The organism is Neorhizobium alkalisoli (assembly GCF_002968635.1).
Lineage (GTDB): Bacteria > Pseudomonadota > Alphaproteobacteria > Rhizobiales > Rhizobiaceae > Neorhizobium > Neorhizobium alkalisoli.
The window spans coordinates 554,815-581,687 of record NZ_PVBN01000002.1 but is presented as its reverse complement, the minus strand read 5'-3'; the positions used below and the strand labels follow the sequence as shown (position 1 = coordinate 581,687).

Annotated in this window: 23 protein-coding genes and 1 other RNA gene; 11 read left to right on the top strand and 13 right to left on the bottom strand. The window is 60.0% G+C overall.

Annotated elements, in window-relative coordinates:
• The first annotated feature begins 14 nt into the window (after positions 1-14).
• Positions 15-356 (top strand): RidA family protein, encoded by a 342-nt coding sequence (locus C5L13_RS07300; RefSeq protein WP_105382574.1) that lies wholly within the window; start codon positions 15-17, stop codon positions 354-356.
• A gap of 50 nt (positions 357-406) precedes the next feature.
• Here C5L13_RS07300 and C5L13_RS29465 read toward each other — a convergent pair whose 3' ends face one another.
• The 5 genes from C5L13_RS29465 to C5L13_RS07280 are packed head-to-tail and all read right to left on the bottom strand — an operon-like array spanning position 407 to position 5,398.
• Positions 407-529, bottom strand: a complete 123-nt coding sequence (locus C5L13_RS29465; RefSeq protein WP_280952603.1) for a hypothetical protein — start codon at positions 527-529, stop codon at positions 407-409.
• A 59-nt stretch (positions 530-588) separates the two neighbouring features.
• Positions 589-2,238 carry a thiamine pyrophosphate-binding protein gene (locus tag C5L13_RS07295; RefSeq protein ID WP_105382573.1) on the bottom strand — a complete coding sequence of 550 codons (1,650 nt, stop codon included), beginning with the start codon at positions 2,236-2,238 and terminating at the stop codon, positions 589-591.
• The gene (locus C5L13_RS07290) at positions 2,235-3,437 is read right to left on the bottom strand and encodes a CaiB/BaiF CoA transferase family protein (protein WP_105382572.1); all 1,203 of its coding nucleotides are present in this window, start codon (positions 3,435-3,437) and stop codon (positions 2,235-2,237) included. The genes C5L13_RS07295 and C5L13_RS07290 overlap by 4 nt, the downstream gene beginning before the upstream one ends.
• Entirely contained in the window at positions 3,434-4,399 is a 966-nt protein-coding gene (locus C5L13_RS07285; RefSeq protein WP_105382571.1) for a DMT family transporter, read from the bottom strand. The genes C5L13_RS07290 and C5L13_RS07285 overlap by 4 nt, the downstream gene beginning before the upstream one ends.
• Before the next feature lie 54 nt (positions 4,400-4,453).
• Positions 4,454-5,398 carry an alpha/beta fold hydrolase gene (locus C5L13_RS07280; RefSeq protein WP_105382570.1) on the bottom strand — a complete coding sequence of 315 codons (945 nt, stop codon included), beginning with the start codon at positions 5,396-5,398 and terminating at the stop codon, positions 4,454-4,456.
• A gap of 141 nt (positions 5,399-5,539) precedes the next feature.
• On the opposite strand from C5L13_RS07280, the gene ettA reads away from it, so the two are divergent.
• From ettA to metF, 4 genes are all read left to right on the top strand, one after another.
• Positions 5,540-7,189: an energy-dependent translational throttle protein EttA gene (gene ettA, locus C5L13_RS07275; RefSeq protein WP_105382569.1), complete on the top strand. Its 1,650-nt coding sequence runs from the start codon at positions 5,540-5,542 to the stop codon at positions 7,187-7,189.
• A 226-nt stretch (positions 7,190-7,415) separates the two neighbouring features.
• Positions 7,416-9,698: a methyl-accepting chemotaxis protein gene (locus tag C5L13_RS07270; RefSeq protein WP_105382568.1), complete on the top strand. Its 2,283-nt coding sequence runs from the start codon at positions 7,416-7,418 to the stop codon at positions 9,696-9,698.
• Positions 9,699-9,843: 145 nt separating this feature from the next.
• A complete protein-coding gene (locus C5L13_RS07265) occupies positions 9,844-10,839 on the top strand; it encodes an ArsR/SmtB family transcription factor (RefSeq protein WP_105382567.1) in 996 nt (331 codons plus the stop codon).
• 11 nt (positions 10,840-10,850) lie between these two features.
• Positions 10,851-11,738, top strand: coding sequence for a methylenetetrahydrofolate reductase [NAD(P)H] (gene metF / locus C5L13_RS07260; RefSeq protein WP_105382566.1), 888 nt, complete (start codon positions 10,851-10,853; stop codon positions 11,736-11,738).
• A 370-nt stretch (positions 11,739-12,108) separates the two neighbouring features.
• Here the strand turns inward: metF and C5L13_RS07255 are convergent, their stop codons facing one another.
• The 5 genes from C5L13_RS07255 to C5L13_RS07235 all read right to left on the bottom strand — a co-directional run bounded on the left by C5L13_RS07255 (position 12,109) and on the right by C5L13_RS07235 (position 17,345).
• Positions 12,109-13,074, bottom strand: a complete 966-nt coding sequence (locus C5L13_RS07255; protein ID WP_105382565.1) for a DMT family transporter — start codon at positions 13,072-13,074, stop codon at positions 12,109-12,111.
• 84 nt (positions 13,075-13,158) lie between these two features.
• A complete protein-coding gene (locus C5L13_RS07250) occupies positions 13,159-14,361 on the bottom strand; it encodes a lytic murein transglycosylase (protein WP_105382564.1) in 1,203 nt (400 codons plus the stop codon).
• A gap of 137 nt (positions 14,362-14,498) precedes the next feature.
• Entirely contained in the window at positions 14,499-15,287 is a 789-nt protein-coding gene (locus C5L13_RS07245; protein ID WP_105382563.1) for a glycoside hydrolase family 25 protein, read from the bottom strand.
• A gap of 142 nt (positions 15,288-15,429) precedes the next feature.
• The gene (locus tag C5L13_RS07240) at positions 15,430-16,098 is read right to left on the bottom strand and encodes a class I SAM-dependent methyltransferase (protein ID WP_105382562.1); all 669 of its coding nucleotides are present in this window, start codon (positions 16,096-16,098) and stop codon (positions 15,430-15,432) included.
• Positions 16,098-17,345, bottom strand: a complete 1,248-nt coding sequence (locus C5L13_RS07235) for a DUF3419 family protein (RefSeq protein ID WP_105382561.1) — start codon at positions 17,343-17,345, stop codon at positions 16,098-16,100. Before C5L13_RS07235 ends, C5L13_RS07240 begins: the two co-directional genes overlap by 1 nt.
• Before the next feature lie 161 nt (positions 17,346-17,506).
• Here C5L13_RS07235 and C5L13_RS07230 point away from each other — a divergent pair, with 161 nt between their 5' ends.
• Positions 17,507-18,844, top strand: a complete 1,338-nt coding sequence (locus C5L13_RS07230; protein WP_105382560.1) for a serine hydrolase domain-containing protein — start codon at positions 17,507-17,509, stop codon at positions 18,842-18,844.
• A gap of 20 nt (positions 18,845-18,864) precedes the next feature.
• On the opposite strand, the gene C5L13_RS07225 is transcribed toward C5L13_RS07230, so the two are convergent.
• The 3 genes from C5L13_RS07225 to C5L13_RS07215 all read right to left on the bottom strand — a co-directional run bounded on the left by C5L13_RS07225 (position 18,865) and on the right by C5L13_RS07215 (position 21,981).
• Positions 18,865-19,812, bottom strand: a complete 948-nt coding sequence (locus C5L13_RS07225; protein ID WP_245571151.1) for a lytic transglycosylase domain-containing protein — start codon at positions 19,810-19,812, stop codon at positions 18,865-18,867.
• Positions 19,813-20,086: 274 nt separating this feature from the next.
• Positions 20,087-20,722 carry a LysE family translocator gene (locus C5L13_RS07220; protein WP_105382559.1) on the bottom strand — a complete coding sequence of 212 codons (636 nt, stop codon included), beginning with the start codon at positions 20,720-20,722 and terminating at the stop codon, positions 20,087-20,089.
• A gap of 47 nt (positions 20,723-20,769) precedes the next feature.
• Positions 20,770-21,981, bottom strand: coding sequence for a pyrophosphate--fructose-6-phosphate 1-phosphotransferase (locus tag C5L13_RS07215; RefSeq protein ID WP_105382558.1), 1,212 nt, complete (start codon positions 21,979-21,981; stop codon positions 20,770-20,772).
• A gap of 425 nt (positions 21,982-22,406) precedes the next feature.
• Here C5L13_RS07215 and C5L13_RS07210 point away from each other — a divergent pair, with 425 nt between their 5' ends.
• From C5L13_RS07210 to rnpB, 5 genes are all read left to right on the top strand, one after another.
• Positions 22,407-23,150, top strand: a complete 744-nt coding sequence (locus C5L13_RS07210; RefSeq protein WP_170117221.1) for a J domain-containing protein — start codon at positions 22,407-22,409, stop codon at positions 23,148-23,150.
• The gene (locus C5L13_RS07205) at positions 23,147-23,920 is read left to right on the top strand and encodes an N-acetylmuramoyl-L-alanine amidase (protein WP_105382557.1); all 774 of its coding nucleotides are present in this window, start codon (positions 23,147-23,149) and stop codon (positions 23,918-23,920) included. Before C5L13_RS07210 ends, C5L13_RS07205 begins: the two co-directional genes overlap by 4 nt.
• A gap of 228 nt (positions 23,921-24,148) precedes the next feature.
• Positions 24,149-24,793, top strand: a complete 645-nt coding sequence (locus C5L13_RS07200; RefSeq protein ID WP_105382556.1) for a lytic transglycosylase domain-containing protein — start codon at positions 24,149-24,151, stop codon at positions 24,791-24,793.
• A 67-nt stretch (positions 24,794-24,860) separates the two neighbouring features.
• The gene (locus tag C5L13_RS07195; protein WP_105382555.1) at positions 24,861-26,051 is read left to right on the top strand and encodes an FAD-dependent oxidoreductase; all 1,191 of its coding nucleotides are present in this window, start codon (positions 24,861-24,863) and stop codon (positions 26,049-26,051) included.
• Between the two features lie 40 nt (positions 26,052-26,091).
• Positions 26,092-26,524: RNase P RNA component class A (gene rnpB / locus C5L13_RS07190), an RNA gene on the top strand.
• Positions 26,525-26,873 lie beyond the last annotated feature (349 nt).

Genomic DNA, 26,873 nt, shown 5'->3' with positions numbered 1-26,873 from the left:
TCAGGAGTAGTTCCATGAGCATCAAGCGCATCGAGCCGGGCGCCCGCATGAGCGGCGCCGTGATCCACGGCAACACCGTCTATCTCGCCGGTCAGGTGGGAGAAGGCGAAAGCGTCAGCGATCAGTGCAAGGACGCGCTCGCAGAAGTCGATCGCCTGCTCGCTGCTGCCGGTAGCGACAAGTCGAAGATCCTGCAGACGATCATCTACCTCTCGGATATGTCCACCTTCGGTGAAATGAATGCCGTATGGGAAGCCTGGATCGATCCGGCCAATCCGCCGGCCCGCGCTACCAGCGAAGCCAAGCTCGCTGCTCCGAAGTACAAGGTCGAGTTCATCGTCACGGCTGCGATCTAAGCAGACTGCTCGGGATCGGTGCGAGCCGGTCCCGCTTCCTTCCTCAAGGTTCAGGCTTCACCGGGCGTGAGGCCGAAGAAATAGAAGGCGGCCAGCGCGATTGCGAGCAGGAAGATGACGACGACGAAGGCCGTCATTCCGCCGATAGCCTTACGTTTCGTATCCTTTGCCATGACCGATCAACGACGGGTCAGATGATCGGTTCCAGGACGCCGCGCTCGCCAGGTTCGGATTATGAGCTTTGGCGGATCTGAGTAAGCGTTCTGCTCGGCGTGATCGCTTCCGGATCAAGCTTCACCTCGATAATTGCCGGCTTGCCGCTGGCACGGGCACGCAGATAGGCCGGCCCGAACTCTTCCGTCTTCTCCACCAGTTCGCCATGCCCGCCGAAGGCCTCGGCATAGGCAACGAAATCCGGATTGACGAGGTCGGTGGCGCTGACGCGCCCCGGATATTCGCGCTCCTGATGCATGCGGATCGTGCCATAGATGCCGTTGTTGACCAGTACCGTGATGATCGGCAGTCCATAACGGACAGCGGTGATGAATTCCTGCCCGTGCATCATGAAGCAGCCGTCGCCGGCGAAGCAAACCACCTCGCGCTCCGGAAAGAGCTGCTTTGCCGCCACCGCCGCCGGCAGGCCGTAACCCATGGAGCCGGAAGTAGGGGCGGACTGGGTGTTGTATTTCCGGAAGCGGTGGAAGCGGTGCAGCCAGGTGGCGTAGTTGCCGGCGCCATTGGTGAAGATCGCGTCGTCCGGGACGTTCTCCTCGATCCACTGCATGATCGGACCCATCTTGACCGGGCCGGGCCCTGCTTCCGGCGGCGTCGACCACTTGAGATAAGCATCGTGCATTGCCGACTTTCGTTCCGCCCAGAGCGGCAGGGCCGGCGGCTCGAGGTCCTTCAATGCGGCGACGAATTCAGCCGGCGCGGCGCAGATCGCCAGATCCGGCCGGTACATGCGGCCCAGCTCTTCCGGATCGGGGAAGACATGGACGAGCTTCTGCTTCGGGTAGGGTATGTCGATCAGTGTGTAGCTGGAGGAGGGCATCTCCGACATGCGGCTGCCGAGCAGCACCAGCAGGTCCGATTCCCGGATTTCCTTTGCGAGTGCTGGATTGATGCCGATGCCGACGTCTCCTGCATAGGAGGGATGCATGTGATCGAAGAGCATCTGCCGGCGGAAGGAGCAGCCGACGGGGATTTTGAAACGGCTGGCGAAAGCCTGGAAATCGGCAACCGCCTCTTCGCTCCAGCGGGTGCCGCCGAGGATGAACATCGGACGCTGAGCATTCTTCAGCATGGTTTCGAATGCAGCGATCTGGCTTTTGCCGGGATGGCTTTCGACCGGCATGTAGGCTTGGGCTTCAGGCGCCACGACTTCCTCGACCAGCATGTCCTCGGGCAGCGTCAGCACGACCGGGCCGGGGCGACCGGAGGTGGCGACCGCAAAGGCGCGGGTCACGAATTCCGGTATCCGACGGGCATCGTCGATTTCGCCGACCCACTTGGCGAACTCGGTGAAAGCCCGGCGGTACTCGACTTCCTGAAAGGCCTCGCGCTCGCGCGCTTCGCGCTGGACCTGGCCGATGAAGAGGATCATGGGGACCGAATCCTGCCGGGCGATGTGCAGGCCGGCAGAGGCATTGGTCGCGCCGGGACCGCGCGTCACCATGCAGATGCCAGGCTCGCCCGTGAGGCGACCCCATGTGTCGGCCATCATCGCTGCGCCGCCTTCCTGGCGGCAGACGAGCACCTCAATGCCGCTCTGGTAAAGCGCGTCGAGCACGGCCAGATAGCTTTCGCCCGGAACGCAGGAGATGCGCTCGACACCGTTCGCCTTGAGCGCCTCGACGATGAGCTGACCGCCGGTCTTCATTTCTGCTTCCCCCTGTTTTCCATTTCTTCCAGTTCGCCGATCACCTCGGTCGTATGCTCCCCAAGTGCCGGGCTTGGACGATGATAGGCGAGCGGCGTCTCAGATAGCACAACCGGGCTGCGGACGCCCGGAATGATTGTGCCGTCGGCGGCCTCGAGGTCGATTCGAAGCCCGCGAGCCTTGATCTGTGGATCCTCGAACATTTCTTCGATCGAATTGATCGGGCCTGCGGGTACGCCATTCTCGCCGCAGGCAGCCAGCAGATCCGCCTTCTTCCATTTGGCTGTCTGGGCCAAAACCAACCGCCGGACCTCGTCGCGGTTGGCGACGCGGGCCTTATTAGTGGAGAAGCGCTCGTCGTCGGCCATCTGCTCCATGTCCAGGATGCGGCAGAGGCGACGGAACTGGCCGTCGTTTCCAATGGCGAGGATGAGATGGCCATCCTGCGTCGGCACGACCTCGTAAGGCGAAATGTTGGGATGCGCGTTGCCGAGCCGGACCGGCGCCTTGCCGGAAATCAGATAGTTCATGTTCTGGTTGGCAAGAACGGCCGCCTGCACATCGAGGAGCGCCATGTCGATGAACTGGCCCTCGCCGCTCTTCATGGCATGGATCAGCGCTGCCTGGATCGCTGTGACCGCATAGATGCCGGTGAATATGTCGGCAATCGCGACACCTGCCTTCATCGGTTCGCCGTCCGGGGCGCCAGTGATCGACATGAAGCCCGACATGCCCTGGACGATGTAGTCGTAGCCCGCAAGGTTCGCATAGGGGCCGTCCTGGCCAAAACCGGTAATCGAGCAATAGATCAGCTTCGGATTGATTTTCCTGAGGCTTTCGTAGTCGAGCCCATATTTCGTCAATCCGCCAAGCTTGAAATTCTCGATCAGCACGTCCGCCGTCGCCGCGAGACGGCGAACGATTTCCTGCCCTTCCTCGCTCTTCAGGTCGACGGCAATCGAGCGCTTGCCACGGTTTGTGGAGTGATAATAGGCGGCAGAAAGGTTCTCGCCTGTGGCGTCTTCGACGAAGGGTGGTCCCCAGGCACGCGTATCGTCTCCGCCGTCTGGGTTTTCGACCTTGATGACATCGGCGCCCATATCGGCCAGCATCTGACCGGCCCAGGGACCGGCGAGAACCCGGGCCAGTTCGATGACGCGTATACCGTCAAGCGGCGGTTTCTTTTTCGTCTCGGTCATGGGGCCACGGCTGTCTTTGCGGTGCGGGTCACGGGTTTCGTCGACGCGACCCGCCGCTCGCGCCAGATGATATAGAGGCCGGAGCCGATGATGATGGAAATGCCGAGCCATTTCATCGGGTCGGGAAAATCGCCGAAGACCAGCCAGCCGAAGAGGGTGGCGGAGACGATCTCGAAATATTGCAGCGGCGCGATGACGGAAGCGGGGGCCGCCCGATAGGCATAGACGGCCAGGATGCCGGAAAGGGCCGCAAACGCACCGACACCGACAAGCCAGGTGACGGTCAGCCAATCCGGCAATGATGGGGCGAGGAAGGCGGTGTCGGAGAGGCCGCCAACAAGTAGCAGGACGGCAGAGATAGGGATCCCGCACAGCGCCATCTGGAACTGCATCGACCACGGGTCCTCGCGATGCGAAAGGGCGCGGGTCATGAGGGCGAAGATCGCTATGCAGAAAGCGGTGACGATCGGCAGCACGGCGACGAAGCCGATTTCCTCGAAGCTCGGGCGAATGACGATCATGGCGCCGAGAAAGCCGATCGTGCAGGCGGTATAGCGGCGCCAGCCGATAATCTCCTTGAGGAAGATGCTGGACAGCACCGTCAGGATGATCGGCTCGACGAAGAAGATGGCGACTGCATCGGCCACCTCCATGACGGCAAGGGTTGCGACGAAGCAGATCATGGCGAGAGTGATCAGGCCGGCGCGGATGGCGTGATAGCCACTGAGCCGCCAGGAAAACGTGCGCCAGGAGCCATTCCAGAGAACGATCGGCAGCATGAAGAGCGCCTGGAAAACAAAACGGGCTGCGGTGATGAAGGTCGGGGAGGCGGTGTCGGTCGCAAGCTTGGAAAAGATGTCGATGAGCGGCGCGATCAGCATTGCAAGGAGCATCAGACCGAGGCCGTGAACGGTGCGGCTCTCGGGTATCGATCCGGCGAGGCTTGTGGGCTGCGAACTCATGCTCTTCCTATAGCGGGGGGAGGCACCGGAAGCACTTGATTAAATGTCATGAACTCATTCCGATTTGGCCAACATCGGGAGGGGAAGAGCAGCTTTTGCCCAGGCGGCGAATTCGGCGGCAGCGCGAGCGCGGACCGTGTCGTTCAGCGTCTCGTGGCGGGTGGCCGGCCAGATTTTCGTCGTGACGTTCAAAAGACCGCTCTTCTTAAGATGCTCTGAGAGCCAGAGGATTTCGCGGCCATTGTTGGTCGCCGGATCCTCGGCGCCGCCGATCAGGTGGACCGGCAGATCCGTTCGCAGCCTGCCGATCAGTTTCGGAGCTCGAAAGGTCATTTCGAAGAGGTCGAGCCAGAGCGAGACGCTGGCATCGAAACCGCAAAGCGGATCGGCGATATAGGCATCGACGATCTCGCGATCGTGGCTCAGCCAGTCAAACGTAGTCCGACGGCCGGGGATCGAGCGGCCCCAGGCGTCGAAGGTCAGCTTTGGTAGAAGGCCGCTCGGCACGTCCGAGCCCTTGAGCGCTTTTTCCGCCAGAAGGATCACCTGCGCTGCACGTCCGGCCATGCCGGGATTGAAGTTTGAATTCCAGACGGCGACGGCATCATAACTGTCGGGATGATCGATCGCTGCGTTGAGTGCGATCAGGCCTCCCATGGAATGACCAAAGAGCAAGACCGGCAGACCGGGGTGATTTCTAGCGGCCATGTCGCGCATGGCCTTGACATCCTCAGAAACGAGCCGAACGCCGTCGCGCCTTGCGAAACGTCCAAGCGGCGCATCCGGCGCCGCTGTTTCTCCATGGCCACGATGATCGAACGCGTAGACATGGAAGCCGTGGTCGGCCATGGCTTCGGCGAACGGCTTGTAGCGCTTCGAGTGCTCGGCAAGACCGTGGCAGACGAGGAGGATTGCCGTCACCGGTTCGGCGCCCGGCTGATGATGGTAGGCGAGGCTCGCGCCGGTGGGGCTTGCGAGCTGTCTGGTTTCGTCGAACATGCGATCCTCCCGTCTCCTGCACCGCTTTATGCGCGATTTTCCCGCTTGTGCATCGGTTTTTTCCGAAAAGTGCTTCACACTCTTCGGTCGGATGCACTACATAGCGGCAAAACCAAATCCCCTCCCGGAGCAGTTTATCCTATGGCACGTCAGTTCATTTATCACATGGCCGGCCTCAACAAGGCCTACGGCAACAAGAAGGTATTGGAAAACATCCATCTTTCTTTCTATCCGGATGCCAAGATCGGTATCCTCGGCCCGAACGGCGCTGGTAAATCCACCGTGCTGAAGATCATGGCAGGGCTCGACAAGGAATATACCGGCGAGGCCTGGCTCGCCGAGGGCGCGACGCTCGGCTATCTGCCGCAGGAGCCGCAGCTCGATCCCTCCAAGGACGTCATGGGCAATGTGATGGAAGGCGTCGCCGACAAGAAGGCGATTCTCGACCGCTACAATGAGCTGATGATGAACTATTCCGACGAAACGGCGGAAGAGGGAGCCAAGCTGCAGGACGTCATCGACAGCCAGAACCTCTGGGATCTGGAAAGCCAGGTCGAGATGGCCATGGACGCGCTGCGCTGCCCGCCGGGCGACGCCCCCGTCGACAACCTCTCGGGTGGTGAAAAGCGCCGCGTGGCGCTCTGCAAGCTGTTGCTCTCCCAGCCGAACCTGTTGCTGCTCGACGAACCGACCAACCATCTCGACGCAGAAACGATCGCATGGCTGGAAAAGCACCTGCGCGAATATCCGGGCTCCGTGCTGATGATCACCCACGACCGCTACTTCCTCGACAACGTCACGGGCTGGATCCTCGAACTCGACCGCGGCCGCGGCATTCCCTATGAGGGCAACTATACGGCCTACCTGCAGGCCAAGGCGAAGCGCATGGCGCAGGAAGGCCGCGAAGAGGCTTCCCGCCAGAAGGCCATCTCCCGCGAACAGGAATGGATTGCCGCAAGCCCCAAGGCACGTCAGGCGAAGTCGAAAGCGCGTATCCGTGCCTATGACGAACTGGTCGCGGCTGCCGAGAACCGCCGTCCAGGCGACGCGCAGATCATCATCCCGATCGGCGAACGCCTCGGGCAGGTCGTCATCGAGGCTGAGAACATCTCCAAGACCTATGGCGATCGCGTACTCTTCGAAGGCCTGACCTTCAAGCTGCCGCCCGGCGGCATCGTCGGCGTCATCGGCCCGAACGGTGCGGGTAAGACGACACTCTTCCGCCTGATCACCGGCCAGGAAAAGCCGGATGAGGGCGATGTCCGCATCGGTGATACCGTACATCTCGGTTATGTCGACCAGAGCCGCGACTCGCTCGACGGCAACAAGACCGTCTGGGAGGAAATCTCCGGCGGCAACGACATCATCAAGCTCGGCAAGTACGACATGAACTCGCGCGCCTATTGCGGCGCGTTCAATTTCAAGGGCGGCGACCAGCAGCAGAAGGTCGGCAATCTGTCGGGCGGCCAGCGTAACCGCGTGCATCTCGCCAAGATGCTGAAGGCCGGCGGCAACGTTCTCCTGCTCGACGAACCGACCAACGACCTCGACACGGAAACGCTGGCAGCCCTCGAAGACGCGCTCGAAAACTTCGCCGGCTGCGCGGTTATCATCAGCCACGACCGCATGTTCCTCGACCGTCTGGCCACCCATATCCTGGCTTTCGAGGGTGACAGTCATGTCGAGTGGTTCGAAGGCAATTTCGAGGATTACGAGCAGGACAAAATTCGTCGGCTCGGGGTGGATTCGGTCAACCCCAGGCGTGTGACTTACAAGCGTTTGACCCGCTGATATCTTCAGTGAGTTCTGTGCAAAGCCCCGGACCTCCGGGGCTTTCTACTTTCCAGAGACGGTAAAGGAATGCTGAATCCATCACCCCTAGATTTGGGGGTGATTCTTGCGGCGGCCGATCAAGACAATTGCAAAGATTGGCAGTGCAGGCTCGCGACGGGGGAGGCTCATGTTCACCGGGCCGGTCATGCTGTCATGAAGACAGCCCATCGTAGAGGGTTGACTCATGTCGCGTTTGATCGAGCGGCTGCCTTTTCGCGCTTCGCTGACGCTTCTGGCTCTGGTGCCGCTGCTGGCAGTGGTGTGTCTCGGAGCATTCGTTAGTTGGAGTTCCTATTCAAGCTATCGGGAACTGGAACGCGCATTGGCGCTGGAAAAGCTCGCCCGCGCGGGCGGCGAACTGATGCTGGTCATGCCTGTCGAGGGTGCTGCTACGGCAGCTACGAGGGCGGACATAAGGGCAAAGGCCGACAGCGCATACAGGGCGCTTGTCGATATCTACGGCAAGACCGTAGCTTTCGGAATAAATGACACCGGCCTTGCAAAGATCAAATCATCCCTGGATGAGCGGTGGGCCAAGCTTCCCGAATACCGTTCCGCCATCGATGCCGGCAGTGCCGATCCGCTGATGTCGCTCCGATATCTTCAACCCATATCGGCCTCCGGTCTCGAGCTTGCGGGTCGGGTCGGCAACCTCGTCGACAACCAGGAACTTTCACGGGCCGTGCAGGGCTACCATGCCTTCATGCAGGTGAATGAAGGTTATTTGATTATCAATCGCATCGGCCAGCAATACACCCGCAATGGTGCGCTGAACGCCGAGGAGCTCGCCAAGTTCGGACACGGCAAGCATCAGATCCGCATCTATGAGCAGGCCTTCCGCCAGTTTACGCCGGCCGATCTGCTGCAAAGATACGATGCCTTCCTGCAGGGGGCGGACGGTCAGCTGATCGACAAGACGATAAAGGCAATGGATTCCCTCAAGTCATACACCCCGGCACCCGGCGATTTCGAAGCCTGGGTTGGGGCCATGGTGAAACGACGGGACTTCGTCGCCGGGCTCATTCAGGAAAATGCCGGCAAGATCGCCGGTCTTGCTACCCAAAAGTGGAACGATGCATCTTCAACCCTTCAGCTGACATTATTTGCTCTCGGCATCTTCATGGCGGTTTCGATCACCGTCAGCGTGATGATTACCCGCGGCCTGTCGGGCTCGATACGCAAGATCGGCGATTGCATGGCCAATCTTGCCGAGGGCGACATCGCCGCCGTTATTCCTTTTGCCGAGCGCAGCGACGTGGTCGGGGAGATGGCGCGTTCGGTCGAGATTTTCCGGGATGCGGCAAGCCGGAACCGCGAGCTGGAGGCGGAAGCCGAAGCCAATCGCCGCCGCGCCGAGGCCGAGCGTATCGAGATGCAGCGCAGCACCGAAGCCGAAGCAGAAGGACGTCTCAACCAGGCGACCAGTGCCCTTGCCGCCAGCCTGCGGCGGCTTGCGGCGGGCGACATGCTCTGTGAAGTGCATGAACCCTTCGCCTCGCAATTCGAGGCACTGCGTCAGGACTTCAACACGTCCGTACGTCAGCTTCGCGAAGCACTGCTCAGCGTCGGCAGTTCGGTTTCGACGGTTACCAGCGGGTCGCGCGAGATTTCGAGTGCCTCGGACAACCTTTCCAAGCGCACCGAACAGCAGGCAGCTTCGCTGGAGGAAACCGCCGCGGCGCTGGAGGAGATCACCTCCAACGTGATCGCCACCTCCAAGCGCACTGCCGAAGCCCGCGATGTCGTTCGTGATGCCCGCACTCGGGCCGACCAATCCGGCCAGGTGGTGCGCAATGCTGTCCTGGCCATGGAGCGGATCGAGACGTCGTCACAACAGATCAGCCAGATCATCGGCGTTATCGACGAGATCGCCTTCCAAACCAATCTCCTGGCGCTGAATGCGGGCGTGGAGGCAGCGCGTGCCGGTGAGGCCGGCAAGGGTTTTGCGGTCGTCGCACAGGAAGTCCGCGAGCTTGCGCAACGGTCGGCCAATGCTGCCAAGGAGATCAAGGCTCTGATCTCCAATTCCGCGGTTGCCGTCGGCGAAGGCGTGAAATTGGTCAGCGATACGGGCGAGGGGCTGGGAGCGATCGAGCGGCTTGTCCAGAGCGTGACGACCCATATGGACGCCATCGCGATTGCGGCGCAGGAGCAGTCGGTAGGCCTGGCCGAGGTCAATACGGCCGTCAATCACATGGATCAGTCGACGCAGCAGAACGCAGCGATGGTCGAAGAGATGAATGCGGCGGGTGCGGGCCTGGCGCAGGAAAGCGACAAGCTGAACGATCTGCTGTCCCATTTCCAGCTCGGCGAAAATGCCGGCGGGCGTCGCGCCGTCGCGGCCCCTCCATTGCAGGCAGCACGGCCGGTGGCGCAAACATCACCCCGCCCTCAGCAGGCGCGGCTGTCGGTCTCTCACGGCAATGCGGCCGTGGCGCAGGCCGCAAATGAATGGGAAGAATTCTGACATCCGATCTGCCTCGCTGAAAAAGGCGGCCTGTCGGCCGCCTTTCTTTTTACAGCGGAGGCTATGAGATGAGTTCTCGCTTGCGTCGAGCGGCCAAATCACATAAACATATCTTTATATCTTGATTGGATGGGATGCGGCTTTCATGGGTCTCGCGCTCGATACATTGGTGGATGTGCTTAAAACGGCGGGTGAGCCTACTCGTTTCCGCCTGCTCGCGCTGCTGGCGGAAGGCGACCTCACGGTCACCGACCTGACGGATATCCTCGGGCAATCGCAGCCGCGCATCTCGCGCCATCTCAAGCTTCTGGCCGAAGAGTCGTTGATCGACCGTTATCAGGAGGGAGCCTGGGCCTATTTCCGTCTGAGACAGGAAGGCAAGGCTGCTGTTCTGGTCCGTACATTGCTGGCTGCCGCTTCCGAGGAAGACCCCGTCCTGCTGCGCGACAGTGAGCGGCTCCTGGCGGTCAAGCGCCTGAGGGCAGAGCGAGCACAGGCTTATTTCAGCCGCAACGCCTCGGAGTGGGATGAGCTGCGGCGGTTGCATGTGAGTGATGCAGCGGTCGAAGCGGCACTATTGAAGCTGATCGGCAAGACGCCGATCGACGCGCTGCTCGATCTTGGAACGGGTACAGGCTGGATATTGCAACTCCTGTCCAATTTTTACCGCCGGGCTGTCGGTATCGATGCCAGCCGTGACATGCTCTCGGTGGCGCGCTCCAATCTCGACAAGGCCGGCATCGTCAAAGCCTCCGTTCGGCACGGCGATATCCTGAACCTGCCGTTGGAAGGCCAGGACTTCGATCTGATCACGATCCATCAGGTGCTGCACTTCCTCGATCAACCAGAACTGGCCATCGCGGAGGCTGCCCGGGTGCTGCGTCCCGGCGGCCGGATCATCATCGTCGATCTGGCACCTCACAAGCTTGACTATCTGCGCGAGGATCATGCGCATATCCGGCTCGGTTTTTCCCACCAGGTCATGGCCGAGTGGCTGGACAAGGTGGGGCTTGAGGTCGAGGAGGCGATCGATCTCGGCTCCGGCAAGGAGGGCGCGCTTACGGCGACAGTCTGGCTTGCACGAGACCGCAGGCTGCTGATTTCCTCCCACGCATCCGCCGAAACCCAAAACGCCTCATAAGGGAGCTGACCATGACTGCCAATCGCGAACCCTTCAGCGTTTCTTTCGAATTCTTTCCGCCGAAATCGGACGAGATGGAAGCCCAGCTCTGGGAGGCCGTCGAGCAGCTTGCGGGCTGGGCGCCGGAATTCGTGTCCATGACCTATGGCGCAGGCGGCTCGACCAAGGAGCCGACGCTTGCCGCCGTAACACGGATGATCGGTGAGGCGAGGCTTTCGACAGCGGCGCATCTGACCTGCGTGGATGCTTCGCGCGAGGAAACGCGCTCGGTCGTCGAGGCATATCGCGCCGCCGGGGTCCGTCGCATCGTTGCTCTTCGGGGCGATCCGGCCACCGGCATCGGAACCGAGTATCTTCCCCATCCCGAGGGATATGCGCAGACGGCGGATCTGGTGCAGGCCCTGATGGAATATGGGGACTTCGATGTGTCCGTGTCGGCTTATCCGGAAAAGCACCCCGAGAGCGTTGATCTTGGCGCGGATATCGAGGCGTTGAAAGCCAAGGCGGAGGCAGGCGCTTCGCGGGCCCTCAGCCAGTTCTTCTTCGACAACGATATTTTCGAACGATATCTCGACAAGGTGCAGGCGGCAGGCGTTACCATTCCCGTGGTGCCAGGCATCATGCCGATACAGAACCTCACCCAGCTCAAGCGGTTCGCCCGCCGTTGCGGCGCCTCCGTGCCGGCTTTTCTCGATGCCCGCTTCGAAGGGCTCGATGAGAAACCGGAGGACCGCGCCAAAGTGGCCGCCGACGTTGCCGCAGAGCAGATGGAGGATCTGAGCCGCCGCGGCATCCATGAGTTCCACATCTATACGATGAACCGGGCGCCGCTCGTTTCGGCCGTGCTGGAGCGTCTCGGCCGCCGGCAGATTGCCAGTCCTCGCACCGTCGCGGCCTGAATGAAAAACGCATGCTTCTACGAGAGGAGCATGCGTTCAATTGAAGTGCTGATATCAAACGGTCATGGATGCAAAATTATGACCGGGCAGTGGAATCTGTAGCGTTCAAATAAACAGCATAGATGCCACGAACACGAACGCTACACCGACTACCAGGACATTCAGAGAGTATGTACGTCCCATGTCTGCCTCCTTGCGTTGACCGTTAAAGTCTATGTCGGTTTTGTGTCGATTGGAAAGCAGATTCTATGCTGCACCGCCGTTGGCGAACTCTCAAACGACAAATGTGAATTCGGTAAATTTTTGAATTTGCTATATAAATTTCTTGTTAATCTTAATTGCCGCAGGCTTAAAAAGTGGTGTATGAGTGTTACTGTCCGTCATATTCCGTGAGCGCTTCGCTTCTTTTTGACACTTTTCGAAGCCATTTGCTGCAGTAGCGAAGAGGCCGTCCGTCGAGCAGGACGAGGCCGAAACCGATCAGGAGCATGCCCGCAATATCCGGCGCCTCCAATCGCTCTCCCAGAAACATGGCGCCGAGCAGAATTGCGCTCGGAGGGACGATGAGCGTCACCAGCGATGCATTGGTGGCGCCGGCAGTAGCCAGAATCCGGAAGAAAAGCATGTAGGCAAATGCCGTCGAGATCAGTGCCAGTGCAAGGATTGCCGCAACAGCTTGCATGGAAGGCGCAGGTAGCGTCCAGGGCTGGTCGACGAGCGCGCAAACAGGCAGCATCATCAGCGTCGAGGCAGTCAGTTGGCCGGTGGCGGAAACCGGAGCAGGAAGGCTGCGGAAACGCTTACCGTAGGTTCCGGCTACACCATAGGACATTGCGGCGACCACCGGCAGGACCAGAGCCCAGAGCGGAGCGGATGCTGCCGTCGTAATGCTCGGTCCGATCAAAACAGCCGTCCCTGCGAGGCCGGCGAGGCAGCCCGCAATTTTTCCCGCGGTCAGTTTTTCGTCCGCCGTCCAACGATTGGCAATCAGGACCGTCCAGATCGGCGTCGTTGCATTGAGGATCGAGGCGAGACCCGCGCCGATCTCCGTCTGGCCGAAAAAGATCAGCGTGTGGGGCAGGGCATTGTTGACGAAACCCATGACGGCGAAGGAGCGCCAGTGGGCCGCTAAGGACTGGTAGAGGCCAAAGCGACCGTGGAGATAGATGTGGAGTGCGAGCGCGGCCAGAAAGAGGCGCAAGAAGACCAGAGTGAAGGGAGGCACTTCCAGCACTGCGATGCGTGCGAAGAAGAACGAACCGCCCCAGATCAGGCCCAACAACAGAAGAAGCGCCCAAACAGTTGCGCTGGGTCTCGAAACGGTTGCGGTCGTCATGAAATTTTCCTTCGCGTGGAAAACGAGGAATATAGCCTAGACGACCAGATCGCCACCCGAATCTTGCGCGGCGGAACTTTGGGCTCAGAGCGCCGAAAGCAGCCCCATGGTCGGCCAACCATCCGCCGGCAGCCCCAGGCGGGCCTGTTCCTTCTGGACTGCCATGCGCGTGCCGGACCCCAGGATGCCATCGACCTTTCCGACGTCGTGACCAAGCGATTGCAGCTTGGCCTGCAGCGCCTTCATGCCGGAATCGTCGAGGCCGGGCTCAGGCGTTCCCTTGAGATAGGGTGGAGCGCCGGACAGACGGGTGGCGAAGTAGGCGGCCGAGGTCGTGTAGATAAAGGATTGATTCCACTCGAGGTAAATGCGGAAATTGGGATAGGTGAGGAAAGCTGGTCCCTTTCGGCCCTGCGGCAGAACAAGAGCTGCCGGCAGATCGCCAAAGCCCGTGTTGCCGTCACGCGGGGTGACGCCCGCCTTGAACCATTCGCCGGCTGCGATCTCGTTGCCGAGCCCCGATTTCCCCCAAGGCAGGTTCTCAGGCAGCGTTACTTCCTGGACCCAGGGCTGACCGGCCTTGAAACCGAGGCTCTGGATGAACTTGGCAGCGGTCAGGATTGCATCGGCGGCGCTGTTCTTCACGTTGACATGGCCATCGCCATCGCCATCGACGCCAAACGCGATGATGTCCTCAGGCAGCATCTGCACCTGGCCGATCTCGCCTGCCCAGGCGCCGGTATTGGTCGCCGGATCGAGGTCTCCGTGCTGCACCATCTCGATCAGCGAGATAAGCTGCGGGCGGAAGAGTTCGGGGCGCCGGCAATCGTGCGCGAGCGTCACAAGAGCGTTGCGGGTATTGAAATCGCCCTGGACTGCACCGAAATCCGTCTCCATAGCCCAGAAGGCGGTGATGACGCCCGGAGCCACGCCGAATTCCTGCTCGGCGCGAGCGAAGACATCGGCATATTGCTTCAGCTTCTGGCGGCCGATATCGAGCCGCGCCTGGCTGACCGTGCGTTGGGAAAAATCGAGGAAGGTCTGGCGGAAGACACCCTGGGCGCGGTCGCGGGAGAGTACTTTCTGGTCGATCTGCGCGCCGGCAAGAGCCTGATCGGCGGCATCGGCGGGAATACCCTTTGCGATCGCCTCAGCCTTTACGCCCTGAAGGAAGGTGGAAAGATCACCTCCGCAGGTTGGGGCCGGTGTCTGAGCAAGAGCGGTGGAGGCAAGGCAGCCGGCGACAACGGATGCGAGGGAGAGGCGGCGGACAAAGACAGCGGACATTCGGCGTTCCCAATATGAATAAGCACCGCCGCATGTGGACGAAATTCTTGACGAAAAAATGGGCGGCAGCGACGTCGCGCAGGTTCTACCGCAACTGCTCACATATTGCCAGACGCCGAATTGCGGGAGGCTGAGGTTTACTTGCCGGCGGATGCGACCCAGCTGTTCCAGCTCTTCGAGGTGCCGGAAAAGACGTTAATGTCCGTCTGACCTTTGATCCCCGGCACGATGCCTGTCGATGTGTATTGCCAGAAGGCCCAGCGGCGACCGGCATAAATTTCGCCGGGATGGGCCGCCACCGACCGCACCCAAAAATGATAGTCGTTGAAGGCTCCCACCAGGTTGTCCCGGTGGAAGTCGACGGAGGTGTAGATGATCGGTCGCTTGCCGTAATGGCGTTCGATACGGTCCATGAAGCGTTTCATCACGTCGCGCACGGTGGCAGGGTCGGGCTTCAGCTTGCAGGTGGGAGAGGCGTGGTTCCATTCCACGTCGAGCACCGGCGGCAGTTTTGTCGACTGCCTCGGCACATTGGCGATGAACCAATCCGCCTGCTCCTCGGGCGTCGAGCAGAAATAATAGAAGTGGTAAGGCGCGTGTGGGATGCCGATGGCGGCGGCGTTGCGCCAATGCCGTTCGAATGCACCGTCTACCCGATCCTTGCCTTCGGTCGCCTTGATGAAGGCGAATGCGACTCCGGACCTTTTCACCTGCGCCCAATCGATATCGCCGTCGTTCCACTTGGAAAGGTCGATGCCGTGGATTTCGTGGCGTCCGGGATGATATCTGCCAAAGTCCTGCGGATCGTTGTCCTTGAACCTCACCTGCTTGACCGATGAGGTCTCAACCAGATCGTAATCGGTCGAAGTGCAGCCGGCGGCCGCGAGTATGACTGTCGCAAGAAGCGTCAAAAGGAGCCGAGGCATGAAAGTTCCGTGTTGATGCAGACCAAAGCCTCTCGCCCCATGATTCCGCAACGAGGAAGCGCGAACGCCATGTTCATCATAACGTCGTAAAAAATCGGTTATGGCAAGAGGGGCGCCCGCCGTATGCGCAGCGATCGCCTAGTCAGCCGCGGCGGCGGATCACCGCGTGCCAGGCATAGCCCCGGCCGATCTCTTCGAAGATCATGTCGGCGTTTGCCGCGGCGAGCTTGCTTTCCAGAACGTCATGCAAGTTTGCCCGGGGGGTTACGTGGAAGCGCGTCAGCCACGCCTTCAGCAGCCGTCCGAACCAGCCGGGCAAGCGTTCCTGCTGGCCGAAATCGACGATATGCAGCGAGCCGTTCGGGGCGAGCGCGGCAAGCGCGGCATCGAGTGCCCCTTCCCAATTCGGGATCATCGAGAGCGCATAGGAGATCAGGATGCGGTCAAAGCCCGTCGTGCCGAATTCCTCCGCCTTGAAATTCGTGGCATCCGCTACCTGGAAATTCGGTGCTGTCGGCCTGCCGCGAAAATTCGCCCGGGCGCTTTCGAGCATTTCGGCGGAGATATCCAGGCCATAGAGCTTGGCAGTAGGGTAGTGCCGGTGGGCGAGCAATAGATTGCGGCCCGTGCCGCATCCGACTTCCAGCAATGTCGCGCCCGGCGGCACATGCAGTCCCTCGACCGCCCGATCACGGCCGAAGAGGTAATATTTGCGCGTGGCGTCATAGATGTGACGCTGGTAGCGGTACATCCGATCCATGCGTTCTGCATGCTCGCCGGGGAGGGACGTGCCTGTCATCTGGCGCGCCATCAGGCTTTTTTCACGTAAATATGGAAGCCGCCATAGATCGCGGATCGATCCTGGAGGTTCAGTTCGGCGGACCGATCTTCGAGATAGGTCCACTGGTCGAGCAGTGCTGAGGTCAGGCGACCATGGAGGACGGTCTTTTCGGCGGCCGTGCGGAAGATTACGCGGGCTCCGGGAGCCGCCGTGCGGGTAATTTCCGTCCAGAGGTCGTTGAGCTGCTGATCCGTCATCCAGTCCTGCGCGTCGAGGAGGACGTAGCGGTCAACGGACATCGCAGCCTTCCGGACCAGAAGCTCGGTGAAGCTTGCGTGATGGACGGTGACGCGATCGGCATTGTTGCGGATCATCTGGAAATTTTCCGCCTTCAGATAAGTCGGCAGCGTGCCTTCCTCTGTCTTTGGATAACGGCGTACGAAAGCTTGCCAGGCAAAGTAGTTGTCGCGCAGCGGGAAATGGCAGGCGAGCTTTTCAAGCCGCTGGCGCAGCACCGGCGCAATGGATCCGTCGGCGGCGAGACTCGCAAGCTCGTCATATTGTTGTGGCGGGATACCGAGGCCGAAAAGCGAACTCTTGCGGCTGGTGATCCAGCGGATCACGGGTTTCTCGAAGAGGGGGGCGATCTTCTCGTCGAAGAATTGCCGCTGCTCGCGCAAGGAGCGGGCGTTCGCCATCTCGGTAAGGTCGGTTCCATGCATCCGGGCGATCAGATGGCCGGCACCGATGAAACGGCCGAGCAGTCCCGTCCTGTAGATGTTACGGTCGAAGACGCCGATGCGGCGGCGACCCAACAGGGACCGCTTTTCCCAATAGGTGCGTGTGGCGGTATCGAGGTGCGGCGCGACGAATTTGTCGTAGCTCTTGCTGTTCGATCGAACGCCGTCCATGCCGAAGTGGCGTACGACGTCTCCGTGACCCGGCAAATGCCGGAAAGCCGCCAGCTTCAGGCGGTTCAAAGCGACGTGATGCGGATTGAGATCGACCACGTCGATCTTTTTAGGCGCGCGGGATAGATAGGCGAGCATATTGCAGCCGCCCGAACCGATCGTGACGATCGAGTGCCCTTCGGTCAGCTCCATCGCCGTCATGTCGACGTCCGGATCCTCCCAGATCTGCGGATAAACGAGACCGGAAAACAGCAGCCCGAAAAGCCTCTCCGAAAAACCCTGTCGCGAAAGTGCTTTATGCTGCAGAAGCGCATCCTTGAGCTTCTTATTTTTCCGAAAACCGGCTTCCTGAGCAATATCCGCCATAATCGAGTCCTGCCTAGTCCAGAGTTGCAGGGCGTTTAGCCCGCTCGTGCAACAGATTGATGACGCAGCCTGTGCTGAATTCCAGAACGCGACCTGCGCCACCGAAACTGCTTCCTTGGAGGCGAGAATCCTGATTGCATGCGTGCGGCAGCGAAGGAGCCATGCGATTGTTGAGCCGGATTGTGAAGGTCTGTACTGGTGCCGTCTTGGTTGGCCTTATCGGCGTCGCGGCTTGGCTCTATCTTATTCCACCGGAGCTGCTGAGGGTTGGTAGTGGCTATGCAGCCAAGATCGTCTGTTCGAATGTCTTCATTGCCGGGCGGGACGCGGAGGAAGTACTCGCGGTCGACGTTCAGGCGCCGGGTCACCCACTTCTCAAGCTGATGCACGTTTCCGTCGATCGGACCGGAAAACGCGTCCATGCGGCGCTGTTCGGGGTCTTCGCCGGCAACGACGCCGTCCATCGCGATGGCCTGGGTTGCACCGTCACTCCCAATGATGAAACATTGCCCGGAGTGGAAACGGCATCGAATGCGCAGACGCCCGTCGACGAGACTGCGCTTTGGCCAGAGGGCGGAAAAGCCGAATCCCATCCGGCAGTTGCGGCGCTTCTTTCACGCGGTGATCTCATTGGATCCGGCATGCGGGCTGTGGTCGTCGTGAAGGGCGGGCGCATCGCGGGAGAGGCCTATGCTGCCGGGTTCTCGAAAGACATGCCGCTTCTGGGCTGGTCGATGACCAAGACGGTGACTGCTGCGGTCATCGGCACGATGATTCGGGACGGTCGGCTGTCGGCGGGTGATAAAGCCCTCTTCCGACAATGGCAGAACGATCAGCGCACCGATATCAGCCTCGCCGATCTTCTGGCGATGGAGAGCGGTCTTGCCTTCAATGAGAACTACGGCACGGTCGCGGATGTCACTCGCATGCTCTATCTCGAAAGAGATATGGCAAACTTTGCCGCCGATCAGCCGCTTGAGGCCGATCCGGGTATTCGCTTCAACTATTCCTCCGGCACAGGCGTTTTGCTCTCCCGGATATGGATGAGCCGATTGGAAGACAAGGCGGCGCTTGCCTATCCGCGAAAGGCACTGTTCGAACCGTTGGGAATGGCGAGTGCGGTATTGGAGGTCGATGCGGCCGGTACTTTCGTCGGCAGTTCCTACATGTACGCAACCGCGCGGGACTGGGGGCGAATGGGACTGCTGCTGGCGCGCGACGGTGTCTGGAACGGCAACCGGATCCTGCCGGAAGGCTTCGTCGAGGCCATGCGCCAGCCGAACCGGACCTCGAATGGCCGCTATTCCAGAATGCAGACCTGGCTACCGGGCGCGAGCAAGGGTCTACCCGCCGACACATTCATCCTGGACGGCCATGATGGACAGAACATCATCGTCATTCCGTCGCTCGACCTCGTGGTCGTGCGGCTTGGCCTGACGCCGGAGCGCTATGATCCGTCGATGCTTGTCGCTGAGGTCGTGAAGGCGACAGCGCCTTAAGGCGCCGTCAACTGCTGTCGCTACTTCTCGAGAACGTGCAGCATGTCCTTGCGCTTGGCATCATAGTAATAGCCGCGCGCATAAAGCTTGATGGCGCTGTCGTTCTTGTTGTCGGCGACAAGCCAGGCGCCACGCAGATATTTGATCGCGTATTTGAGGTTCGTCTCGGCGTCGAGCAGGCCTGCGGCAGGTCCTTCGTAGCCCATGGACTTGGCGGTCGAATACTTGATCTGCATGAGACCCCAGTAGCCGTTCTTATGGTAGGCCTTGGGATCGTATCTGCTTTCACGATGCACGACACGATGCACCAGCGATTCCGGCACGCCGTAAAGTCCTGCATAACGCTTGATGAGCTTGCTCAAATCCGCAGGTGCCGCTGAAGCGGTGGTCGGCAGCGGATCGCCGGGGGCCGGCGGGAATTCCATCGCGGAAAGTGCGGCGACGGCCCTCGGCTGAGCGGCATAGGCAAGCGTCGACGTGTCTGGGCGTTGCGGGCGCGGTGTGGGTACGACGGACTGCAGCGCCACCATGTCGGGTGTCAGCTCCGGCTCGTCCAATGCAATCGCCTGGGCCGCGGCCGGCTGGATCTTGCCTTCCGAAACGGCGGGGGCGATGGCCGGGACGGCCAGACGTCCGCCCTTGGAGGATGCGAGAATCGTCGAGGTTGCGGGAACGGTTGACGCCGCCGGCGCCGCCGCTGCGACAAGGGTCGAGGTGGTCTTGGCGGGGGTTGCCGTCGCTACGGCGCTCTGGGTGGGTACCAGGGCAACGAACGGCGCCATGGTTGCAGATGCCATCGCTACAGTCTGGACCGAGGCAGCTTCGGCGGCTGTCGGAACAGGAACCGGAAGTCTCGACGTTTTTGCGAGGGCGACGGTCGGCTGCGCGCCCGGAGAGCCTGGAAGCTGGGCCGCCGCCGTCTGCGTCTGCTGACTGACCGGCAGATCCGATCTGTACTGGACAGTCAACTGTCCGTCTACGGATGCTGTCTGAACTGAGCCCGCTACCGCGGTATTCGTCGGCGTTTGCGTCTGAGTCGCAGCGATTTTGGGCTCACGCTCAACGCTTGAACACGAAGCGAGAACCGAAGACATGGCGCAGGCCACAGCCGTTCCACGGCCGAGAAATCTGATTATCGCCATTGGGTTGCTTTCATGAATATGGTTACCCCAGCCCGCCGAACCGCTATCGAATGGGTGGTTTAATTAACCTATTGGGCAGCGTCCGGCAAGACAGTCAGACCTACGCGGCGATCCGGCGATAACCGGCCGTGACCGCACGTCGCGATATGAATCGCGTCTGGGGCTTGCGCGAGGCTTGGTTGATGTTTGCGGCGTTGCGTTTACGGCCGAGAACGCGGCGGGGCAACAGCACGTGGATGGTGCCTCCAATCATCATGCAGACGACAAAAATCGCCTGCATTTCGAGAAGCTGAAGCAGAACTGGAGTTTTGAGGTCGACGAACTGCGCAAGGATGGCGGCGAGCACGAGTGCATAACGAAGACTGAACGCAGATTGACTGAAGAGGCAGCCGAAAATCCGCGCATGACGGCATTCCGGCAGATTGTCGTTGTCGGCTATGGGGCCGGCGATTTTCGGGTCCTGATAGGACCACAATATGTAGATCATCAGATAGCCAAGGCCGGCCCAGGAAATCGTCTCCATCAGCCGGGGGGCATAAAGAGCCACAAGTGCAATCGGTACACTTGCCAGCATCAATGCCGTTGTGAGCCCAAGCGCCAGGCCGGGCAGGGTGGCGACCGCGGTGCGACGGCCGCGCTGGAGCGAGAAGCTGGCAGTAAGGCAAGCAAGAGGGCTTGGGAGGAGGACGAAAAAGATCGCGGTCGCGGCAAAAGCGAGCCAGATATCAGCCGTCATTGCATTTCCTCCCGAACGCCTCGATGACGCTCGTCACTCGTCGTGTATCAAGCAGCTTCGAAGGGCTGGCCGATGTGGTCCATCACTTCGCCGAACCATTTTGCCGTCAGATCGAAATGTTTTCCACCCTTGATTCTCGGAAATTCGATCGTCCGCAGTTTTCCGTTCTGGTCTTCGTCATGGCCGGTCACGCCTGAAACCTTGTTCAGGGCACTTTCTACCGCCAGATCAACCATGCCTTTGATCAGCATCAAATCAGCGGCATTGGCAGGTGCTGAACGGGCGAAATAACCGGATTTCTGCACCATGGAGCGATCGGCTCCGAGAAGGGCGGCGAATTGCTTCTGAAACCAGTTGCCGACATTGATCGTGTCGATCTTCACATGACCGAAGGCGTCACGCTTGACCGTCTCGCCGGCGGCTTCCCGCTCGGCAACGATCGCGTCCAAACAGGCTCCTTCCGAAACGAAAAGGGTCACGAAGCCGCGTTTGTCCATCACGTCCTTCAATCTACCAGCTTCCTTGTCGATGTCGAAGGCCATTTCGGGAAGATAGATGCCGTCGATGTTCTTCAATTCCGAGTTCATCATCAGGCCTTCGACATATTCATTGTCTCTGGTCTTCTGGATATAGGAGCGGGCGGTGGCAGCGGTAAGCCAGCCGCAATGACGGCCCATCACTTCGTGGATCACAAGTGTGCGAGGAGCAGCACTCTGTTCGTTCGAAACGTGGTCGAAGAAATGTGCCCCGACCTCCGCCGCCGTCCAAGCACCGAGCGATTGACGGATCGGTACGACATCATTGTCGACAGTCTTCGGCAACCCGACCACGGTCAGGTTATAGCCGTTGGCACCGAGATAGGCTGCGAGGTCTGCTGCCGTGGTGTTGGTGTCGTCCCCGCCGATGGTGTGCAGGATGGTGATGCCGTCTGAGGCGAGGCGCTCGGCGGCGATCCGGAGCGGATTTTCGCCTTCCTTGACCAGGCCGCGTTTCACGCAATCTGCAGCGTTTGTCAGCTTGACGCGGCTGTTGCCGATCGGTGAACCGCCGTAGCGATGCAACAGATGGGCCTTCTCCCGCATGTCGGCCGTGATGCCGATGCGGTCGCCCAGGAGTACGCCCTGGTATCCCGAGCGGTAGGCGACCATCTCGATCTCTGGCGCGATGTCGTTGTAACGCTCGATCAGTCCGCCCACGGCGGACGAAAGGCAGGGCGCAAGGCCTCCGGCGGTCAGCATCGCTACTTTCTGTTTGGCCATCGATCCTCCTTGACGCGTACAGTCGCGTACAGTTCAAAACCGCCCGAATGGATGCGACAGAGATGGCCACCTGTAAAGTGAATTTCTCAAGAAAATCCGGCCTTTCGTCCGAATAGACCGGGAAGGGGACGGCAAGCCGCGATATAATCGTTTCAACTCCGATTACCGCGTCGGCACGGCTGTGGAAAAGCGAAACTTAGCGAAAGTCGGCAACATCTGGACCGGCGCGACACAGGCTGTTGCCCGATGAAGATCTCCGAAAACCACCCTTACGATCACGGTCTCTCGACGCCGCCGGTGGCTTCGCGGACCGGGTAAAGCGGCCGTGAACGGCGGTGATTGTTCGGAAAACATGAACATAGTTTAATCTGAGATGGACCGCCCGCTGCCTTGCAATCATTGGGATAATCTGGTCCATTGGGGCAATGATATTTGATTTTGCCTGCCTCCAAATTTCCTCCCTCTGGGAACGGCTCCTCGGCGCTATCGGCGACGCGGCTGGCGGTGTGCTGGGCCGCATGTTGGAGGCCGTCCGGACGGTTTTTGAGGGCGATCCGGAAACCCGCCGGCAGGTTTCCTTCTCGGTGGCGATCATTGCTCTCTCTGCCAAGATGGCAAAGGCCGACGGGATCGTGAGCGAAGCCGAGGTGAAGGCTTTTCAGCAGATCTTCGATTTTCCCGATGAAGAGGCACGTAACGTAGCACGCCTTTATAACCTCGCGCGCCAGGACGTCGCCGGTTACGAAGCCTATGCGCTGAAGCTTGCGGGTCTCTGCAGTCCCGGAGCCGGCGACAACTGCCCGATGCTGGAAAACGTGGTCGATGGCCTCTTCCACATCGCCAAGGCGGACGGTCTCGTGCACGAGGACGAACTGGTCTTCCTCGGACGCATCGCCGATATTTTCCATATCAACGAGGCGCATTTCCGCCGCATCATGGCGCGTCACGTGCATCTCGATGGGGCGGATCCCTATCTTGTGCTGGGCGTTTCGCCGCAGGACGATTTCTCGAAGATCCGCAAGCAGTACCGATTGCTGGTTTCCGAACATCACCCCGATCGGCTTATTGCACGCGGCGTCCCTGTCGCCCTCCATACTGCGGCCAACGAACGCATGGCTGCCTTGAATGCCGCTTACGCCGCGATTTCGAAAGAGCGCCGCGCTGCATGACGGTTTTTGTCGCCGATTATCCCGGCGCTTCGGTGGAACCTTCTCCCAATCACGGCGAGCGCTCAAACGGGCGCAAGCCCGATATGATCGTCCTGCATTACACGGGAATGCCCGGCGCCGATCAGGCGCTTTCCTGGCTCTGCAGCGACGAGAGCCAGGTTTCCAGCCATTATTTCGTCCATGAGGACGGGCGGATCGTCCAGCTCGTAGCGGAAGGGCGGCGTGCCTGGCACGCCGGCAAGAGCTCCTGGGCGGGCGAAAGCGACATCAACTCCTGTTCAATCGGAATAGAGATCGCCAATCCCGGACATCCGGGCGGGCTTCCGGACTTTCCGGCCGCACAAATCAAATCGGTCGCCGATTTGTGTCTCAATTGTGGCGAAAGGTGGAGCATTCCGCCCGAAAGGGTGCTCGGTCACTCGGACGTAGCCCCGATCCGCAAGGTCGATCCGGGGGAAAATTTTCCCTGGGAAAAATTGCATATTGACGGAGTGGGTCACTGGATCGATCCGACGCAAATCAGCGGCGGGCGTTTCTTTCAGCATGGAGAGAGCGGTCAACCGGTCGAAGCTCTCCAATCCATGCTCTCCCTATATGGATATGCTATTGAAATTACAGGACACTTTTGTGATCGGACGAAAGGCGTCGTGGAAGCGTTCCAACGACATTTCAGACCCCAGCTCGTTGATGGTATTGCTGATTTTTCAACGATCGATACCTTGCATCGGCTGCTGACGTCATTGCCGAAATATCGTCGCCCGCAGGGGTGATGATTGGATCTCAAATGACCGGTTTAAGCAAAAATATTGCGCCGCCACATCATTTCCTCATTAGGTCTTTCTAAAGGACGGGCTAACGCAGCCACCATGTTGGACGGGGGTTGCAGAGATAAACGATAGGTCATCGTGAAGCGCCGCGCCGTCTATCCGGCGACGCGGTGAGGGGGTGTCTGCGTATTGACGCCGGCGAGCCTATTAGTCCGGAGAGAAACTAACGGAATGAAAAAACTGGCTGTTATAGCCGCGGCGGGCCTTGCCATGGTCGTCGCGGGATCCGAATTCGTGCGCGCTGAAGACGCCGAGAAGGCTACCGTCTACACCAAACCGCTCATCATTCCCTGGGAAACACGCGAGACGGGCTTTGCCGCGCCTACCGACGTCGCAAAGCGTCTCATTCGGCAGCTTCATTACTCGAAAATCATCGAGAAATATGCAACCGAGTACGGTGTTCCAGTCGAATTGGCCAATGCGGTGGTCCAGATCGAAAGCAATTTCCGCCCGACCGTAAAGGGCAAGGCCGGCGAGATCGGCCTCATGCAGATCAAGCCCGCAACGGCGAGGTTGATGGGCTACAAAGGACCGAATTATGGTCTTTACGATCCCGAGACGAACATCCGCTATGGAATGAAATATCTTTCCGGAGCGCATGAGCGCGGCGGCGGCAAGGTCTGCGGGACGATCCTGAAATACAATGCAGGTCATGCCGCCAAACGCATGAACCCCGTCTCCAAGCGCTACTGCGATAAAGTGCTCGCGGTCATCGATGCCACCAAGCAGCCGGTCAGACAGCCGCAGATAGCCGACACTGCGGAATTTGATTTCGCGTCGAACCTCATCCGGACGACGACACCTCTGGTATTTTGATTCCGGAAACGGCTAGAAGTGCCTTTGGGAACAGGCATTTCAGCTGAAGGAATCGAAAGGGCAGAACATGTCGGGGCGGTTTAAGTATATTGTTATCGGGAAAGGCATGATGGGCGCTGCGGCAGCTCGTTACCTTTCGAAATGGACCGATGGCGTCGCGCTGATCGGCCCGGGTGAGCCGGCGGACTATGGGCGCCATGAGGGCGTCTTCGCCAGCCACTACGACGAGGCGCGTATTACCAGGACGATCGATTCCGATCCGGTCTGGGCACGCCTCGCCAACCGTTCCATTGCCCGGTACGGCGAAATCGCCGAAGAGAGCGGGACCGACTTCTATTCCGAATGCGGCTGCTTGATTGTTGGCCCCGCCCGCGCCGGCGGTCCATCCTATGTTGCCAGGGTCATCGATGCGGCAGGAAAACTCGGTGTTGCAACCGAAATAGCCGGCGATGCCGATCTCGGCGACCGTTTTCCGTTTTTTTCCTTTCCTCCCGGCAGCGAGGGCGTTTGGGAGCCGCAAAATGCGGGTTACGTGAACCCGCGCCGTCTGGTCAAAGCCCAGGCTCTGCTTGCGGAACGACAGGGGGCCGCAATCATCCCTGAAACGGTTTCCTCCATCCGACAGGCGGGCGATGCCGTGACGGTAACGACGGCCGAAGGCAACAGCTATCTGGGCGACAAGGTGCTCGTTGCTGCCGGCGGATTTTCCATAAACGAGAATCTGTTGCCACGACGTCTTCACCTAAACGTCTATGCCCGAACCGTTGCTTTTTACGAGATCGATGAAGCAGCCCTGGATGTGCTGGGCAAGGTTCCGTCGCTGATCTGGAAATGGGACGAGGCCGAGGACGGCATCTATCTTCTGCCGCCGGTACGCTATCCCGACGGCAAGTTCTATTTGAAAATCGGCGGTGATCCGGATGATCTGCTGTTGCCGACCGAGCCGGAAGTCCGGGCTTGGTTTCGTTCCGGAGGCCGCGAGAGCACCCATGCGCATTTGACCGAGGTCATTCGCCGACTGATGCCGTCGCTCGATACTTCCCGAACGTCGAGAGCCGCCTGCGTTACCTCATTTACTCCGACGGGCTATCCCGCGATCGCCATGACGGAATCGGATCGGATCGGGATCTTGAGCGGCGGATGCGGGGCTGCCGCCAAGAGTTCGGATGAAATCGGACGGCTTGGCGCAGAACTCATCTTCCATGGTCGGATCATCGACGAAAGCTATCCGACGGATTTCGCAGCAAGCTACCTCTAAACTCTGGTATTCGATGCCTATCTCGGTTATGGACCGCTTGCCAGTTGGCCGGGCAGCCGCGCTTTATCAATGCCGAAAGGCGATAAGGTGAGGAAAGTCCGGGCTCCACGGAAACACGGTGCCGGATAACGTCCGGCGGGGGCGACCCTAGGGAAAGTGCCACAGAAAGGAAACCGCCCCGCTTTTTCAACTGCCACGACGGGCGGCTGAGATGGCGGGGTAAGGGTGAAAGGGTGGGGTAAGAGCCCACCGCGCCTCTGGTAACAGCGGCGGCATGGTAAACCCCACCGGGAGCAAGACCGAATAGGGATGACGCGAGCTTCGCGAAAGCGAGGCTACAGCCTGTTTCCGGGCCAGTCATCCGGGTGGGTTGCGTGAGGCGATGTGCAAACATCGTCCCAGATGAATGGCTGCCACGTTCCGGTGCTCGCACCGGGGCCATACAGAACCCGGCTTACAGGCCAACTGGCAATTTCCCGCATTGAGTGAGATGGATTCGGGGGTGTCGCCCCATGAGGGCGTATATGGGGTGCGCCGCCGATGGTGATGCGCATGTAAGTGCCTTCGAATTTTCCTTTGCCTCCAGATCGTTAGGGGCTGTGGAAATCCCACTTGCGCTTGTCGGTGGAGCCGGTTTCTCCGCTTGCCCCAATAACCCTTTGTTAAACTTAACAGCTTATAAATAAATCATGTTTGGGAGCGGCTAGCGGGGCCTCTCCCATTGACGCCCATATGGTCCCATGGTATCCCAAAATCGCACTGCACAAGGGCGTATGAGCGCCCGCCAATCCCAAAGTTTCGGTCGGTCGGCCGGGCGGATTT